At 32.4% G+C, this 16,302-nt stretch carries 10 protein-coding genes; 4 read left to right on the top strand and 6 right to left on the bottom strand.

Annotation, left to right across the window (positions count from 1 at the left end):
- Window position 1 precedes the first annotated feature (1 nt).
- Both ACKVOV_RS07230 and ACKVOV_RS07225 read left to right on the top strand, forming a co-directional pair.
- Window positions 2-478, top strand: coding sequence for a DUF421 domain-containing protein (locus ACKVOV_RS07230; protein ID WP_409206092.1), 477 nt, complete (start codon window positions 2-4; stop codon window positions 476-478).
- A gap of 40 nt (window positions 479-518) precedes the next feature.
- Window positions 519-1,334: a class I SAM-dependent methyltransferase gene (locus ACKVOV_RS07225; protein WP_409206091.1), complete on the top strand. Its 816-nt coding sequence runs from the start codon at window positions 519-521 to the stop codon at window positions 1,332-1,334.
- 114 nt (window positions 1,335-1,448) lie between these two features.
- On the opposite strand, the gene ACKVOV_RS07220 is transcribed toward ACKVOV_RS07225, so the two are convergent.
- The 6 genes from ACKVOV_RS07220 to ACKVOV_RS07195 form a co-directional block, all read right to left on the bottom strand.
- Window positions 1,449-1,874: a lipocalin family protein gene (locus ACKVOV_RS07220; RefSeq protein WP_409206090.1), complete on the bottom strand. Its 426-nt coding sequence runs from the start codon at window positions 1,872-1,874 to the stop codon at window positions 1,449-1,451.
- A 230-nt stretch (window positions 1,875-2,104) separates the two neighbouring features.
- Window positions 2,105-5,761, bottom strand: coding sequence for a phosphoribosylformylglycinamidine synthase (purL, locus tag ACKVOV_RS07215; RefSeq protein WP_409206089.1), 3,657 nt, complete (start codon window positions 5,759-5,761; stop codon window positions 2,105-2,107).
- A 130-nt stretch (window positions 5,762-5,891) separates the two neighbouring features.
- The gene (locus tag ACKVOV_RS07210; RefSeq protein WP_409206088.1) at window positions 5,892-8,003 is read right to left on the bottom strand and encodes an endonuclease; all 2,112 of its coding nucleotides are present in this window, start codon (window positions 8,001-8,003) and stop codon (window positions 5,892-5,894) included.
- 185 nt (window positions 8,004-8,188) lie between these two features.
- Window positions 8,189-9,970, bottom strand: coding sequence for an endonuclease (locus ACKVOV_RS07205; protein ID WP_409206087.1), 1,782 nt, complete (start codon window positions 9,968-9,970; stop codon window positions 8,189-8,191).
- Between the two features lie 182 nt (window positions 9,971-10,152).
- Window positions 10,153-11,271 carry an endonuclease gene (locus ACKVOV_RS07200; protein ID WP_409206086.1) on the bottom strand — a complete coding sequence of 373 codons (1,119 nt, stop codon included), beginning with the start codon at window positions 11,269-11,271 and terminating at the stop codon, window positions 10,153-10,155.
- A 121-nt stretch (window positions 11,272-11,392) separates the two neighbouring features.
- Entirely contained in the window at window positions 11,393-12,607 is a 1,215-nt protein-coding gene (locus ACKVOV_RS07195; RefSeq protein WP_409206085.1) for an RsmB/NOP family class I SAM-dependent RNA methyltransferase, read from the bottom strand.
- Window positions 12,608-12,886: 279 nt separating this feature from the next.
- Here ACKVOV_RS07195 and lpdA point away from each other — a divergent pair, with 279 nt between their 5' ends.
- Both lpdA and ACKVOV_RS07185 read left to right on the top strand, forming a co-directional pair.
- A complete protein-coding gene (gene lpdA / locus ACKVOV_RS07190; protein ID WP_409206084.1) occupies window positions 12,887-14,275 on the top strand; it encodes a dihydrolipoyl dehydrogenase in 1,389 nt (462 codons plus the stop codon).
- A gap of 221 nt (window positions 14,276-14,496) precedes the next feature.
- Window positions 14,497-16,302, top strand: a 1,806-nt coding sequence (locus ACKVOV_RS07185) for an SPFH domain-containing protein (protein WP_409206083.1), incomplete at its 3' end; no start/stop codon positions are given.

Genomic DNA, 16,302 nt, shown 5'->3' with positions numbered 1-16,302 from the left:
CATCTATTTCTTTATGCTAATAGCATTAAGAATATTTGGTAAAAAAGAATTGTCACAATTAAATACTGCCGATGTTATTCTTATTTTACTGATAAGCAATTCTGTACAAAATTCAATGGTTGGTGCTAATACTTCACTTATTAGTGGAATTATTGCTGCATTTGCTTTGTTTTGTATCAATTATATTTTTAAAAAAGTAATGCTAAAATCGTCATTTATTAAAAATTTAGTACAGGACAAACCAGAAATTTTAATACATAACGGAATAACCGAGTTTGAAACGCTTGCTCGATTAGGCATTACTTCCGACGAATTAGAAGAAGCTATTCGCGAACATGGTATTGAACATTATAATGATGTAAAATTAGCTATGTTTGAAATAGACGGAAATATTAGCATAATTTCTGGAAAAGATAATTTAATGCAAACCCATTACAAAAGAAAAAATGTTCACAAAAACTTAGTCGGTAAAAAATAGAAGTGCAACATTAACAAATACCCAAATTAGAATAATTATAATGAAAGAGACTGAAGAAATATTAGAAATAAATAAGCGTCAAAAAGATTTTTATAATTCAGAAGATAAATCTAAAGGTAATATAGCAACAGCTTTATGGGCTTCTTTTAGAAATGGAATTTTAAGTGATTTTAGACAGAAATTTGATATTAAAGATCGTGTTTACGACGAACATAAAATTTGGCTAGGAGATATCAGTAACAAAAAAATATTAGATTTAGGTTGCTTAAAGGGTAATTATTTGTCTATTTACATGGCGCAAAATGCCAAGGAATATATAGGAATCGATTTGAGTGATATTTCTATTGCTATTCTTCAACAAAAGATTGAGCAAAACAACTGCAAAAATGCCTCAGCAATTGCAGTCGATTTTTTGTCACCAGAATTTTCTCAAACAAATTTCGATGTTATTTATGCTTATGGAGTTTTACATCATTTTGAAAATTTCGATTTATTAGTAACAAAACTAAAAGAAAAATTAGTTACAAATGGTGTTATTGTATCTTATGATCCACTAGAAACTAGTTTTCCTGTAAAAGTTTTAAGGGCTTTATATAGACCTTTTCAGAGTGATAAAGATTGGGAATGGCCATTTACAAAGATAACATTATCTAAAATAAAAAATAATTTTGATGTTATTCAAATTAGAGGAATCTTAGGTAAAAGCAAATATGGTGTGTTAATGAATTTATTGCCTCTAAATAATGCTTTTAAAACTAGAATAATAGCAAAAATGGTAGCAAAAGATTGGAATATTACAAAAATAGAACAAGTCTATTCTTGTATGCATACTACAATGTTACTTCGCAAGAAATAGAATTTAAAATATTTTATCAAAAGCAAGGTATTAAAAAAACGGAAATAACTATTAAGTTATTTCCGTTTTTATGACTCATTTTAAAAAGTCATAATTTCTGTAGAAGATAAATTATTATCTAACATAAACTTCAATATTACCACTCGCATCTTTTAACTTTAGTTCATGAATGGTAAGATTTGCAATATCTTGAACAGTAGTTACTCCATTAATGGCTCTTGTTAAGTTATTATGTGATCTGGAATAAATTCCCTCAGCAGTAGTAAAAGAACATGGAGCAAGTGTAGAATCATAATCTCCTTCAATTACAGTATTATCAATTTTTAGCTCCATATAATCTTTATTACATCCACTTTGATTTTGTGGTGCATCAGTTAATGTTTCTGTACCTCCAACAGTAGTACCTATTTTGCTAATTTCCCATTTTCCTGTTAAAGGAACAATGGTTTCTCCTCCATTTCCGTCATCATCATGATTACAAGAGGCTGTTAACAACCCTATACTTAATGCTAATGCTAGTAATATACTTCGATTTTTCATAATTAAATTCTTTAAGATTTATATTTCCAAAGTTATTAGCAAAGCTTTGCGGGAATGTTATAGAATTATTTAAAATAGTTGTATAATTAATTATTAACAAATAAAGATATTCCCAAACATAGAATAATAAAAAAAAGAGTTCAATTTTAATTAAAAAATTAAACCCTTATATTTTTAAATTTATATGATTTTAGGAAATGGTACTAGAATCAAATTAAAAAATGATATTATCATTTTTTCTTCTCAATCCATTTTTTTGCATTTACAAAAGCTTCATGCCAAGGCGAAACTTCATCTTTTTTATCGGTTGGATAATTTGCCCAATTCCAAGGGAAGGTCGAACGTTCTATGTGTGGCATCATTACTAAATGACGACCAGTTGTATCACACATCATCGCAGTATTATAATCGGAACCATTTGGATTTGCTGGGTAACTTTCGTAAGCATATTTTCCTACGATATTATAATTTTCTTCTGTTTCTGGTAAATTAAATTTTCCTTCTCCATGAGAAACCCAAACTCCAAGTGTTGCACCTTCTAAAGAAGAAAGCATCACCGAATTATTTTTTTGAACTGTTACCGATGTAAAAATACTTTCATGCTTTTGTGAATTGTTATGCAACATTTTTCCATGAACTTTATGCTCTGGATTTACGAGTTCTAATTCCATAAACAACTGACAACCATTACAAATACCTACAGAAAGCGTATCTTCTCTTTTGAAGAAATTTTTTAAAGCTGCATTTGCTTTTTCATTGTATAAAAATGCTCCAGCCCAACCTTTGGCAGAACCTAAAACATCAGAATTTGAGAATCCACCTACGGCACCAATAAATTGTATGTCTTCTAGATTTTCACGACCTGAAATTAAGTCGGTCATGTGCACATCTTTTACATCAAAACCAGCTAAGAACATCGCATTTGCCATTTCACGTTCAGAATTACTTCCTTTTTCACGAATAATTGCTGCTTTCGGACGTGGTTTCGAATAATCAATAACAGGCGCTTTTCCGTCAAAATGATTTGGAAAAGAGTAGGTTAGGGGTTGGTTTTTGTAATTGTTGTAACGCTCTTGAGCCATTCCGTTTTTAGATTGTTTTGAATCTAAAAGGAAAGATGTTTTATACCAAATATCTCTGTATTTGTTTATGTCGAAAGTCAAATATCCAAGGTCTAAAGTTTCAGTCGAAGTAACTGAACCTATCTTATAGAAAGACACATTACTTTCTTTTAATTTATTCTCTAGAATTTCATCATTTTTAGCTTGAAACACAATTCCAATATTTTCGGCAAAAAGATATTTAATGATGTCTTTTTCTTCAAAAATAGAAAAATCAATTTTTGCACCTAAATTAACATCTGCAAAACACATTTCCATTAAAGTAGTAATTAACCCGCCACTTCCAATATCATGACCTGCAACAATTTGTCTGTCTTTTATTAAATCTTGTATCGTGTTAAAAGCCTTTTTAAAGAAAGAAGTGTCTTTAATTGTTGGTGCTTCAGTCCCTACTTTGTTTAATGTTTGAGCAAAAGATGAACCTCCTAATTTAAAATCATCTTGCGATAAATTGATATAATAAATAGAACCGCCATTACGTTGCAAAACAGGTTCTACTACTTTAGTAATATTAGTACAGTTTCCTGCGGCTGAAATAATCACTGTTCCTGGCGCAATTACTTCGTCATTTGGGTATTTTTGTTTCATCGAAAGTGAATCTTTTCCAGTTGGAATATTGATTCCCAGTTCGATAGCGAAATCTGAACAACTTTTTACTGCTTGGTACAAACGAGCATCTTCTCCTTCATTTTTACAAGCCCACATCCAGTTGGCTGAAAGTGAAATTCCGTCTAAACCATTTTTTATAGGAGCCCAAATAATATTTGATAAAGATTCGGCAATAGCTGTTCTTGTTCCTGCAACGGGGTCAATTAATGAAGCTATTGGTGAATGTCCTATAGAAGTAGCAATTCCTTCTTTTCCTTGATAATCTAAAGCCATCACACCACAATTATTTAACGGTAACTGTAATGGTCCTGCACATTGTTGTTTGGCTACTTTTCCACCTACACAACGGTCTACTTTATTGGTTAACCAATCTTTACAGGCAACTGCTTCTAATTGTAATACTTGCTCTAAATAATTTACAATTTTAGCTGAAGTATATTCTAATTCTGAATAGTTTCGATCTATCGTTTTATCAGTCATAACCACCTTTGGAGAGCTTCCGAAGAAATCTTCCAAAGCATAATCCATTGGTTTTGCACCAGTAGATTTTGATTCGAAAGTAAAACGATGATCACCAGTAACATCACCAACTTGATACATAGGCGAACGTTCTCTGTCGGCAATTCTTTGTAAAATGTCGATATCTTTTGTACCAATAACCAATCCCATTCTTTCTTGAGATTCGTTACCAATTATTTCTTTTGCCGAAAGTGTTGGATCTCCCACAGGCAATTTATCTAAATCGATTAAACCTCCAGTTTCTTCAACCAATTCTGATAGACAGTTTAAATGTCCACCAGCGCCGTGATCGTGAATAGAAACAATTGGATTATGATCACTTTCTACCAAACCACGAATGGCATTAGCAGCACGTTTTTGCATTTCTGGGTTTGAACGTTGAATAGCATTTAATTCGATTCCAGTACTAAAAGCACCTGTATCTGCAGAAGAAACGGCAGCGCCACCCATTCCGATTCTATAATTTTCTCCGCCAAGAATTACAATTTTGTCACCTGCTTGTGGTTTTTTCTTAATGGCTTGGTCTAATTTTCCGTATCCAATTCCACCAGCTTGCATGATTACTTTGTCATAACCTAGTTTGCGAGCTTCTTCTGCATGTTCGAATGTCAATATTGAACCCGTAATTAATGGTTGCCCAAATTTATTTCCAAAATCTGAAGCGCCATTAGATGCTTTTATCAAAATATCCATTGGTGTTTGATACAACCATTTTCTTTCGGCAACGGTATCTTCCCAGTTTCTATTTTCCTCTAAACGAGAATACGAAGTCATATATACTGCAGTTCCAGCCAATGGCAACGAACCTTGTCCACCTGCTAAACGGTCTCGTATTTCTCCTCCAGAACCAGTGGCAGCGCCGTTAAAAGGCTCGACAGTCGTAGGGAAGTTGTGTGTTTCTGCTTTTAATGAAAGAACTGAATCAAATTCTTTAATTTCATAAAAATCAGGTTTATCGGCACTTTTAGGTGCGAATTGTTGTACTCTTGGACCTTTCACAAAAGCTACATTATCTTTATAAGCTGATACAATATCGTTTGGGTTTTCCGCTGATGTTTTTTTAATTAATTTGAATAATGACGAAGGCATTTCTTCACCATCAATTACAAATGTTCCATTGAAAATTTTGTGGCGACAATGTTCTGAATTGGCTTGTGAGAAAGCAAAAACTTCAGAATCTGTTAATTTTCGATCTATTTTTGTAGATAAATTATCTAAATAATCGACTTCTTCTTCACTTAATGATAAACCTTCTTGTTTGTTGTAAGCGGCAATATCATCAATATTTAGTATAGGTTCTGGCTGAATATTAATTGTAAAAATATCTTGATTTAGCTCTGTATACTTTTGTGAAAGCATTGGATCGAAATCTGTAAATGAGTCGGAAACTATTTGAAATTCTTCAATTCTTATAATTCCTGAAATTCCCATATTCTGAGTAATTTCAACTGCATTTGTACTCCAAGGCGTAATCATTGTGGCTCTCGGGCCAATAAAAAAATCCGCTAATACGGATTTATTTATTTGATTCGCGTCTGCAAAAAGCCATTTTAATTTTGAAATGTTTTCTGCCGAAATTTCACTTTGTGTTTGAACAGCAAAAATTGTGTTGGTTTTGTTTCCGAAGAAAGAAATCATGTTGTTGTATTTTTATTCCGCTGCGCTCCATACAAGTCGGCTTTGCCTCGGGTGTAGTTGTAAATGCAAATTTAATAATTAAAGATTAAATTTTGAATAAAAAAAGCGGCAATTTCTGCCGCTTTTATATTTATCTGATAATCATCTTTTTAGTTATCGATTCGGTTCCTTTTGTTACTTTTATTAAATAAATTCCTTTTTGAAGGTTAGAAACAGATACTGTTGAATTTGCATTTTCTTTCTCAAATACTTTTTGACCTATTAATGAATAGATTTCGACAGAATAATTTTCGTTTGAGTTACCAAAAATAATATCGAAATTTCCGTTTGATGGATTTGGATAAAGATTAAAATTAGTATTTGTTATTACTTTTATTTCGTTTGTATTTCCAATTTTGTTTCCTAATCCAGTACAAGTATCTATTGCGAAAACATCCCAATCGGTTGTTTTATTAAAAGTAGTTTTAGGAACAGTTACGGTTGTTTTTCTTCTTAAAGTTTCATCGGCCGAAAAGTTTGCTGTACCACCATTGAAGGTTCCAATTACATCTATAAGAATACCATTTTTAAATAATCCAACAGCATCATTTCCATTGAAAGTCATATCTGTAGAAGTTGTAGATAAATTAGCAGTTGTTGTAGAATAACAAGTAGAAGAAATTAAACTATTTACAATTACAAATTTTCCGTTATTTGCAATTGTTCCAGAAAGTGTTATTCCTGTACTCCAAGCGCCTGCACCATTGGTTTGTTTTTTTATACTATATGTAGAAAGATTTACAGAAGCTCCTGTAGCATTTGAAATTTCTAAAGCTTTATTGTTAGAAGAACCTTCTAAGTACTCAGAAAAATATAAATCAGTAACAGATGAAGTACTCGTTGTTGTAGCATTAATTGTACTACTTGCAGTTGATGCATTTCCAGCAGCATCTTTTGCTTTTACATAAAATGAATAAGTCGTTCCAGTTGTTAAGGAAGATATAGAAACACTATTTGTTGTAACAGATGTTTTTAAAGTACTATTCATATATACATCATAACCTGTAACAGCAATATTATCAGTCGAAGCAGTCCAGCTTAAATTTATTGATGTGGTTGTTATTCCTGATGCATTTAATGCTGTTGGACTTGTTGGAGCCTGAGCGTCTGCTGGTACTGTGGTTGTTGCATTTATAGTTGAACTATTAGCAGAACTATTTCCAGCAGCATCTTTTGCTTTAACATAAAAAGAATAAGTCGTTGATCCTGCAAGTCCAGTTATTGATGCTGATGTTGCTGTCACTGAAGTCTTAAGAGCACCATTCATATAAACATCATAACCCGTAACACTAATATTGTCGGTAGATGCAGACCAAGATAAATTTAATGAAGTTGCTGTAATTGATGAAGCAATTAAATTTGCTGGAACTGTAGGAGCTTGAGTATCTGAAGTTGGTACACCGCCTCCCCAAATCATATTTACATATTCTGGATGATCTATAAATGGGTTTCTGTTTCCTTGACGAACATAGATAGCATTATTACGAGCAATTTCCCTAGCACTAACTGGATCTTGAGCATTCCAAGCTAAAAGCATATTTAAAAAAGGAGTGGTAAAAACCTGATTACTTGTTCCGTTAAACATGTCATAAGAGTAAGTTGCTACTGTATTTTGGTAACGAGTGGCAAAATAAAAATACATTCTAGCTACATCTCCTTTAAATTCGTTTATAGGTTCAAAAACTGTTCCTGTATAACCAGCAACAGAACTTGTTCCTAATTTACTTCCGTTTAATGATGTAAAAGAGGCAACAGCAACTGTTCCGTGAGGATAACTACTTCTCATACCATTCACTTTTCCATCAGTTGGTGGAATAAAATGAGCATCGGCAACCATAGGTGATGCAGAATTAAATACAGATTGTGGAATAATATGTTCTCTATTATAACAACCACCTTCAGTACTATAAGTTCCACACTGACTAGTTCCGTAAGTGTATTTATAAGGATCTACACCTGTTGGATTTTCAGAATAAATGTCTATTATCGAATTATCATTTTCGTATTGATTGTCTCTGTCTGAGGTAGAATAAGTTGTCCAAAGTCCTGCGTAACCATTATTTGTGTGACCTGTAATTTTATTGTACAATTGAGTTTTTAGTGTGTAGCCTGTTCCTGTTGCTGTACTATAATATCCTGTGGGGATTTGAGCAAATGAATAAATTGAAAATAGTAACGCAAGTAATTGTAGTCTTAATTTCATTTAGTTAATGTTTGTTGATTAGTATTCTATTTTGTTTAAAATTTAAAATCCATGCAAAAATATTAGTAAATAAAACAACTAGTATAGAATCAATATTAACTAATAGTTAAGTTATTTATTATTGATAATTAATTATTTACAATAAAAGTAGCCATAAAAAAAGCGGCAAATTTGCCGCTTTTTAATTAGTTAATAACAATCTTTTTAACAATTGATTTATTGTCCTTAGTTACTTTGACTAAATACATCCCAGTTTGAAGATGAGAAATTGTTATATTAGATTTATTAGTTTCTTTTTCTTCAAATACTTTTTGACCTATTAGAGAAAATATTTCTACTGAATAATTTCCAGAATCTTCAAAATCAATTTTAAATTTTCCATTTGAAGGATTAGGGTATATTTTGAAGCTACTTTCGTTAAACGATATATTAGATAATACTCCAGAATAACAGTTCCAAGATAAATCATCAAAAGCTACACGATTTGCAACAATACTATTTGTATCTATACTTAGTACAACTGTTCCAGGAATATTTACAGGTATAGTTGTTGTAGCAAGTGTTGTACTATAAGGAATTGTTCCAACAGCATTACCATCTACTTTTACAGTAAAAGTACCAGCAACAGTACCAAATTTTAATTGAGTAGTAATAGTTAAATCTCCAATACCATCTATAATATTTCCAGTCCCTGAAGTCAAAGCTCCATTTCTTATAGTAATTGCTTTTGTATTTATTGTTTGATCTGTTCTAGCATCGGTAGCAGTCCAAGAAATATTCGTAGATGGATTTGTCCACGTTCTTATTGCATAATTAGTTGCACTTGCTCCAATATTTTCAAAATTTTCATCAATTGGACTAGAACAACTTCCACCTGCACTTGTTGTAGGAGTAACAGTAGTACTAGCAACAGAAACATTTCCTTGACAATCTTTAGCAACAATGTATATGTTATATGTAGTAGCTGGATTTAATCCATTTAATACTATTGAAGTTGCACCACCACTTGAAGCTAATTTTACACCATCTACATAAATATCATAGTTAGTTACACCTATATTATCAGTACTAGCAGTCCAAGACAAAGAAATCGTAGATGAAGTAACACTATTAACAGTCAAACTAGTTGGAGTAGTAGGTGCTTGAGTATCTGCAGGACAACTTCCTCCGCCCCAAACCAAACCAACATATTCTGGATGATCTATGTATGGATTTCTATTGTTTTGTCTTGCATAAATAGCATTATTTCGAGCAATTTCGAATGCACTTACAGGATCATTATTATGCCAAGTTATAAGCATAGCCAAAAAAGCTGGATCAATAGCTGGATAAGTATTTCCACTAAATACAGCATAAGAATAACTAGAAACTGTATTTTCGTATCTAGTTACAAAATAGAAATACATACGAGCAATATCTCCTTTAAATTCATTTATTGGTTCAAAAACAGTTCCAGTATATCCTGCAATTGAGCTTGAACCTAATTTACCTCCATTAAGTGATGTCCAAGAAGCAGTAGCTACGGTTCCATGTGGGAAATTAGAACGCTGTCCATTTACCTTTCCGTCTGTAGGGGTGATAAAATGCGCATCAGCAACCATAGGAGATGAAGAGTTAAAGACAGATTGAGGAATCATATGTTCTCTATTATAACATGCTCCTTCGCCTGAATAACTACCACATTGGCTAGTACTATAAGTATAAGTATAAGGATCTACTCCTGTTGGATTTTCCGAATACATATCCATAATGGTATTGTCGTTTTCGTACTGATGATCTCTGTCTGAAGTAGCATAAGTAGTCCATAAACCATTATAGCCATTATCTGTATGTCCTTTAATAATATTATACAACTGAGTTTTTAAAACTGCTCCAGTTCCAGTAGCATTGTTATAATATCCTGTTGGAATTTGAGCAAATCCTTTACAAACGATAAGAATTGCAATAAGTGAGTATATTTTTTTCATTTACTTCGGTTTTGTTAATTAATTATTATGATTAAAGGGTTAAAATTTTATACAAACGTATTTCTACAAAGTTTAGTTGTGTTGTGTAAAAAACAGATAATTTTTTATTCTTTTATATTGATAATTAATGATTTTTCTATAATTAGAACAGGCAAAAAAAGCGGCTAATCAGCCGCTTTAATTTAGTTTATAACCACTTTTTTAATAATTGTTTTATCGTTGGAACTCAATTTAAGAAAATAAAATCCTTGAGATAAATTTTCTAAAGTATAAGTATGATTTTGAGAAACTGGATTTTTAATTTGTTGCATTAATTGTCCGTTTACATTTATTAATTCAATTTGATCTAAAATTGCTTCTGAATCGATATTTATTCTATGATCGTTTGAAGGATTTGGATATACATTGATAGCTGTTGTGGCAATATCAAAAGTGTTAGTAGCTAAATTGGCTGACCAAATTGCTTGAACCCATTCTGGGTGATCAATAAATGGGTTTCTGTTTCCCTGACCATTTGCATTGTAATAGATAACATTGTTTCTGTCAATTTCTTTTTGGCTAACAGGATCGGCTAAGTGCCATTGGTACAACATATTTAATGCCCATGATTGGTAACAAGTGGTGTTTGTTCCGTCGAAAAATTTTGCTCCATTTGGGTCAATATTTTGCCAACTAGCAATTAAATTTTCATAACAAGTTGCCATATAAAAATAATTTCTTGCAAAATCACCTTTAAATTCATCCGCAGGTTCAAAAACTGTCATTCCTGCTGGACAATTTGGAGCAACATTATCACCTAATTTACAGGTTGTATAGGCCATTACTGACGTTGAAATCGTATTTGTTCCAACGATTCCGTAACAATAACTACTTCGTAATCCATTAATTTTTTTATCCGTTGGCATTACAATGAATGCATCTGTTGACATAGGTGTGGCACTTATTCCTCCAAACCAACTTTTTGGCATAGTATGTTCTCTATTAAATCGTTCGCATGGATTTGATCCTAAAGTCCCATTGTCTTGGTTTCCTCCACTTGCAACTGTCCCAAAAAGCATATTACAGTTAGAATAAGTATCCCAAACTTGAGCAGAATTTGGCGCTGGTTTTGCATCAGAAGACGGATATAAATTCCATAAACCTGGTGTGTAACTTAAGGTTGTGTGTGTTTTGATAATATTGTACAATTGTGTTTTAAGCGGATAACCTGTTCCTGTAGCAGTACTATAATAATTAGCCGGAATTTGTGCAAATCCTATACATGCAATAAAAATTGCAATAAACGAGTAGATTTTTTTCATAATAAATTAAATTTAAAAAAATTTGGGCTGACAAACATAAGCCTAATTTTGTGATTAAAATTAAAAAAAACTTTTTTTAATTAAACTTTAAGTTTTAGTAATATTTAATAAATAAGTTTCCTTATGCTTTTCTCTCTAACAATGCCATATAAAAACCATCAAAACCAGACTCTGAAGCCAGAATTTTTCTATCTTCAATAAATTTAAAGCTTTTTCCAGTTTCGGTAGTTAGAAATTTCTCTATTTGCTCCTGATTTTCAGAAGGTAAGATAGAACAAGTGGCGTAAACTAGTTTTCCTCCAGGCTTTACTATTCTTGAATAACTTTCTAGAACTTCTGCTTGTATTTTTTTAATATTATCAATAAATTCTGGTTGTAATTTCCATTTTGCATCTGGATTACGTTTTAGAACTCCTAATCCGCTACAAGGTGCATCAATAAGAACTCTATCTGCTTTCTCTGTTAATTTTTTAATAACTTTTGTAGAATCGATAATTTTATATTCGATATTAAAAGCACCATTACGCTTAGCACGAAGTTTCAATTGCTTTAATTTGCTTTCGTATAAATCCATCGCAATAAGTTGCCCTTTATTTTCCATTAAGGAAGCCAAATGCAAGGTTTTTCCACCAGCACCAGCACAAGTATCAACCACTCTCATTCCTGGTTTTACATCTAAAAATGCAGCTACTAACTGAGAATTAGCATCTTGAACTTCGAACAAACCTTGTTTGAAAGCATCTGTTAAAAAGACATTTGCTCTCTCTTTTAGAACTAGAGCATCTGGTTGGTCTTTTAATATATCGGTATCTATATTTAAATCCATTAAAATAGCACGTAATTTTTCGCGAGTTGTATTTAATGTATTTGTTCTTAAAATAACTTTTGCAGGTTGGTTCTGAGCATTAATTTCGGTAGCCCAAACTTTTTCACCCAATTCTTTTACACCAAGTTCGTCCATCCAATCAGGAATAGATTCCTTTATAGCTCTCGTTTTAGATAATTCGTCGAAACGCCCTTTTATCTTACGCTCAGGAGTTCCTTCTAATTGTCTCCAATCAGGAATAGGATATCCACGCATTACAGCCCAAGAAGCGAACATTCTCCAGATGTTATCACGATCAAAAGGCTCCTTAACTTCTGCAATTTCAGCATATAAACGCTTCCAACGCACAATTTCATATATGGTTTCGGCAACAAACTTACGATCCGAACTTCCCCAACGTTTGTCCTTTTTCAAAGCGCGTGCAACTACTTTATCTGCATATTCTCCTTCGTTGAAAATAGCGTTTAATGAATCTATTGTGGTGTAAACTAAATTTCTATGTAATCTCATTTTTCTAAAATTGAGGTGCAAAGGTACAATATAAACATAAAAGTTGCATATTAAAGATAGAGTTTTTGCGTTCCTAATTACTTCACATTGCTTTATTTTTATTTGAGTTCATTTAACTTTGTTTATAGTAAAAATCCTTTTTCGCCTCGTTTTTTTAGAGATTAAAAAGATTGTAACGAATAGCTAGTTAAAATGCCCTAAAAAAAGCATTGATTATTTTTAGTAGTATTTATAATTTGCTTAATTTCGCTAACTGAAAATTCATTACAAAATTATATTATGAAATACGATATTATTGTTTTAGGAAGTGGTCCTGGAGGTTACGTTACTGCGATTAGAGCTTCGCAATTAGGGTTTAAGGTTGCAGTTGTCGAAAAAGAAAACTTGGGTGGTGTTTGTTTAAATTGGGGTTGTATTCCAACAAAAGCTTTACTAAAATCGGCTCAAGTATTTGATTACCTAAAACATGCTTCAGATTATGGATTAGTTGTTCCTGCATTTGATAAAGATTTTGGCGCTGTAGTTTCTAGAAGTAGAAACGTAGCTGGAGATATGAGTAAAGGTGTTCAATTCTTGATGAAAAAAAACAAAATTGATGTCATTGAAGGTTTTGGAAAGCTAAAACCAGGTAAAAAAATTGACGTTACAGATAAAGATAATAAAGTTACCGAATATAATGCAGATCATATCATTATTGCTACTGGCGCACGTTCTCGTGAGTTACCAAACTTACCACAAGATGGTATAAAAGTAATTGGTTACAGACAAGCAATGACTTTGCCAAAACAACCAAAATCGATGATAATTGTGGGTTCTGGTGCGATAGGAGTAGAGTTTGCTCATTTTTATAATGCAATGGGGACTGAAGTTACTATTGTAGAATTTATGCCAAATATTGTTCCTGTTGAAGACGAAGATATTTCGAAACAAATGGAGCGTTCTATGAAAAAAGCAGGAGTAAAAATTATGACTTCTTCTTCTGTAGAAAAAATTGATACTTCAGGAAAAGGAGTAAAAGCTACTGTAAAAACAGCTAAAGGAGAGGAAACTATTGAGGCTGACATATTACTTTCGGCAGTTGGAATCAAAACAAATATCGAAAATATAGGTTTAGAAGAAGTAGGAATCTCTACTGATAAAGATAAAATTTTAGTAAACGCATTTTCACAAACCAATATTCCAGGTTATTACGCTATTGGAGATGTTACTCCAGGTCAAGCATTGGCACACGTTGCATCGGCAGAAGGAATTAATTGTGTGGAAAAAATTGCAGGATTACATGTAGATCCAATCGATTACGGTAACGTTCCTGGTTGTACTTATGCAACGCCAGAAATTGCTTCAGTAGGTCTGACTGAAAAACAAGCAAAGGAAAAAGGATATGAATTAAAAATTGGTAAATTTCCATTTTCTGCATCAGGAAAAGCAAAAGCTTCAGGTACACCAGATGGTTTTGTAAAAGTAATTTTTGATGCAAAATACGGAGAATGGTTAGGTTGTCACATGATTGGTGCTGGTGTTACAGATATGATTGCAGAAGCAGTTGTAGCACGTAAACTAGAAACTACTGGGCATGAAATTCTTAAAGCAATTCATCCACACCCAACAATGAGTGAAGCTGTTATGGAAGCCGTTGCTGATGCTTATGGAGAAGTAATTCATTTGTAAATTAGATTATTAGAGAGTCAGATTTTTAGACTTCTTAGATATAGAGACCGTTTTGCAAAAGCAAAGCGGTTTTTTATTATATATGTATTATATTGATAGTTAAATGATTAATTATTTTAGAAAATATTATATTATAAAAATGTAACTTTTACAATAAGTGGTCGTATAATCATAGATCTAAAATTTTAATCAGAATAATTTTAATAAATAAACATAAAAACATGACAAGTATTTTTAGCTTTTGGTGGATAATCTTAATTATTTTATCCATTCTTTTTTACAAATTTGTTTTACGAGTATTTTTTGGAATGGTAATCGTTCCTGAAGATAAAATTGGTCTAGTTACTAAGAAATTTGTTCTTTTTGGAGCTGATAAATCTCTTCCCGATAGCAGAATTATTGCTACAAAAGGAGAGGCTGGTTTTCAAGCACAAACATTAGCCCCAGGATTATATTGGGGAATGTGGATTTGGCAATATTCGGTAGATATGACTGCATTTACAATTATTCCTGAAGGAAAAATTGGATTGATTTTAAGTAAAGATGGAAAAGAAATTCCGACAGGTCGTATTTTAGCAAGAAAAGTTCCAAGCGATAACTTTCAGGATGCTAAATCTTTTTTAGATAATGGTGGTCAAAAAGGGCGACAAACTGCATTTATTACAACAGGTTCTTATCGTATCAATACTTTCCTTTTTGAGATAGTTATTGCTGATCAAATTAAGATTTTTGAAAATATGATTGGTATTGTAACAGCATTAGATGGTGAGCCAATACCGTTGGGACAAATTGCTGGAACAAATGTTGTGGGTCATAATAACTTTCAAGATTTTGATGAATTTCTTACCAAAGGTGGAAACCGTGGCTTACAACCCCAAGTTATGTTAGCAGGTTCCTATTATATTAATACTTGGGCTATTCAAATTGAACAAAACCCAATGACAGATGTACCTATTGGTTATGTAGGAGTAGTTATTTCTTATATCGGAGAAGATGGTCAGGATGTAACAGGAGATACATTTAAACATGGTAATATTGTTTCTAAAGGACAACGTGGTGTTTGGATGGAGCCACTTGGCCCTGGTAAATATGCTTTAAATAAATATACTACTAAATTAGAACCTGTTCCTACTACAAACTTAGTACTAAACTGGGCTGACGCCAGAAGTGAGTCACATAATTTAGATCAAAATTTATCTACCATTACTGTTCGTTCTAAAGATGGTTTCCCATTTAATTTAGATGTATCGCAAATTATACACGTACCCGCAAATGAAGCTCCAAAAGTAATTGCACGATTTGGAAGTATGAATAATCTTGTTTCTCAAGTTTTAGAACCAACAATTGGAAATTATTTTAGAAACTCAGCTCAAGAAAGCGATGTGATTTCATTTTTAAGTACAAGAAAAGAACGTCAAGAATCTGCAAAAAATCATATTAAAGTAGTTTTAGATGAATACAATGTGAATGCTGTTGATACTCTGATTGGTGATATTGTGCCTCCAGAATCTTTGATGAAAACGTTGACCGATAGAAAAATTGCAGAAGAAGAACAAAAAACATATCAAACCCAAAAAATGGCGCAGGAACAACGTCAGGGAATGGAAAAAGAAACTGCTATTGCAGATATGCAAAAAGAAATTGTAAAAGCTTCACAAAGTGTTGAAATTGCACAACGAACAGCAGATGCAACTGTAAAAAAAGCCGAAGGTGATGCTACCAGTTTAAAATTGAATGTAAATGCTGAAGCTGAAGCTACAAAAATGAGAGCTAATGCAGAAGCAGAAGCTACGAAAGCTAGAGCAGGAGCACAGGCAGAAGCTACAAAACTTACTGCAAGTGCTGAGGCTGAAAGAATTTCTAAAACTGGTTTGGCTGAAGCTGAAAAAATTATGGCAGTTGGTAAATCCACTGCTGAAGCTTATCAATTACAAGTTACTGCAATGGGTGAAGATAACTTTGCAAAATATAAAATTACCGAAGAAATAGGGAAAGGAAATATTAAAGTTATTCCAGACGTGTTAATT

This window comes from Flavobacterium sp., assembly GCF_046153165.1.
In the GTDB taxonomy this organism is placed as follows: domain Bacteria; phylum Bacteroidota; class Bacteroidia; order Flavobacteriales; family Flavobacteriaceae; genus Flavobacterium.
This window is presented reverse-complemented; position numbering and strand designations above follow the sequence as displayed.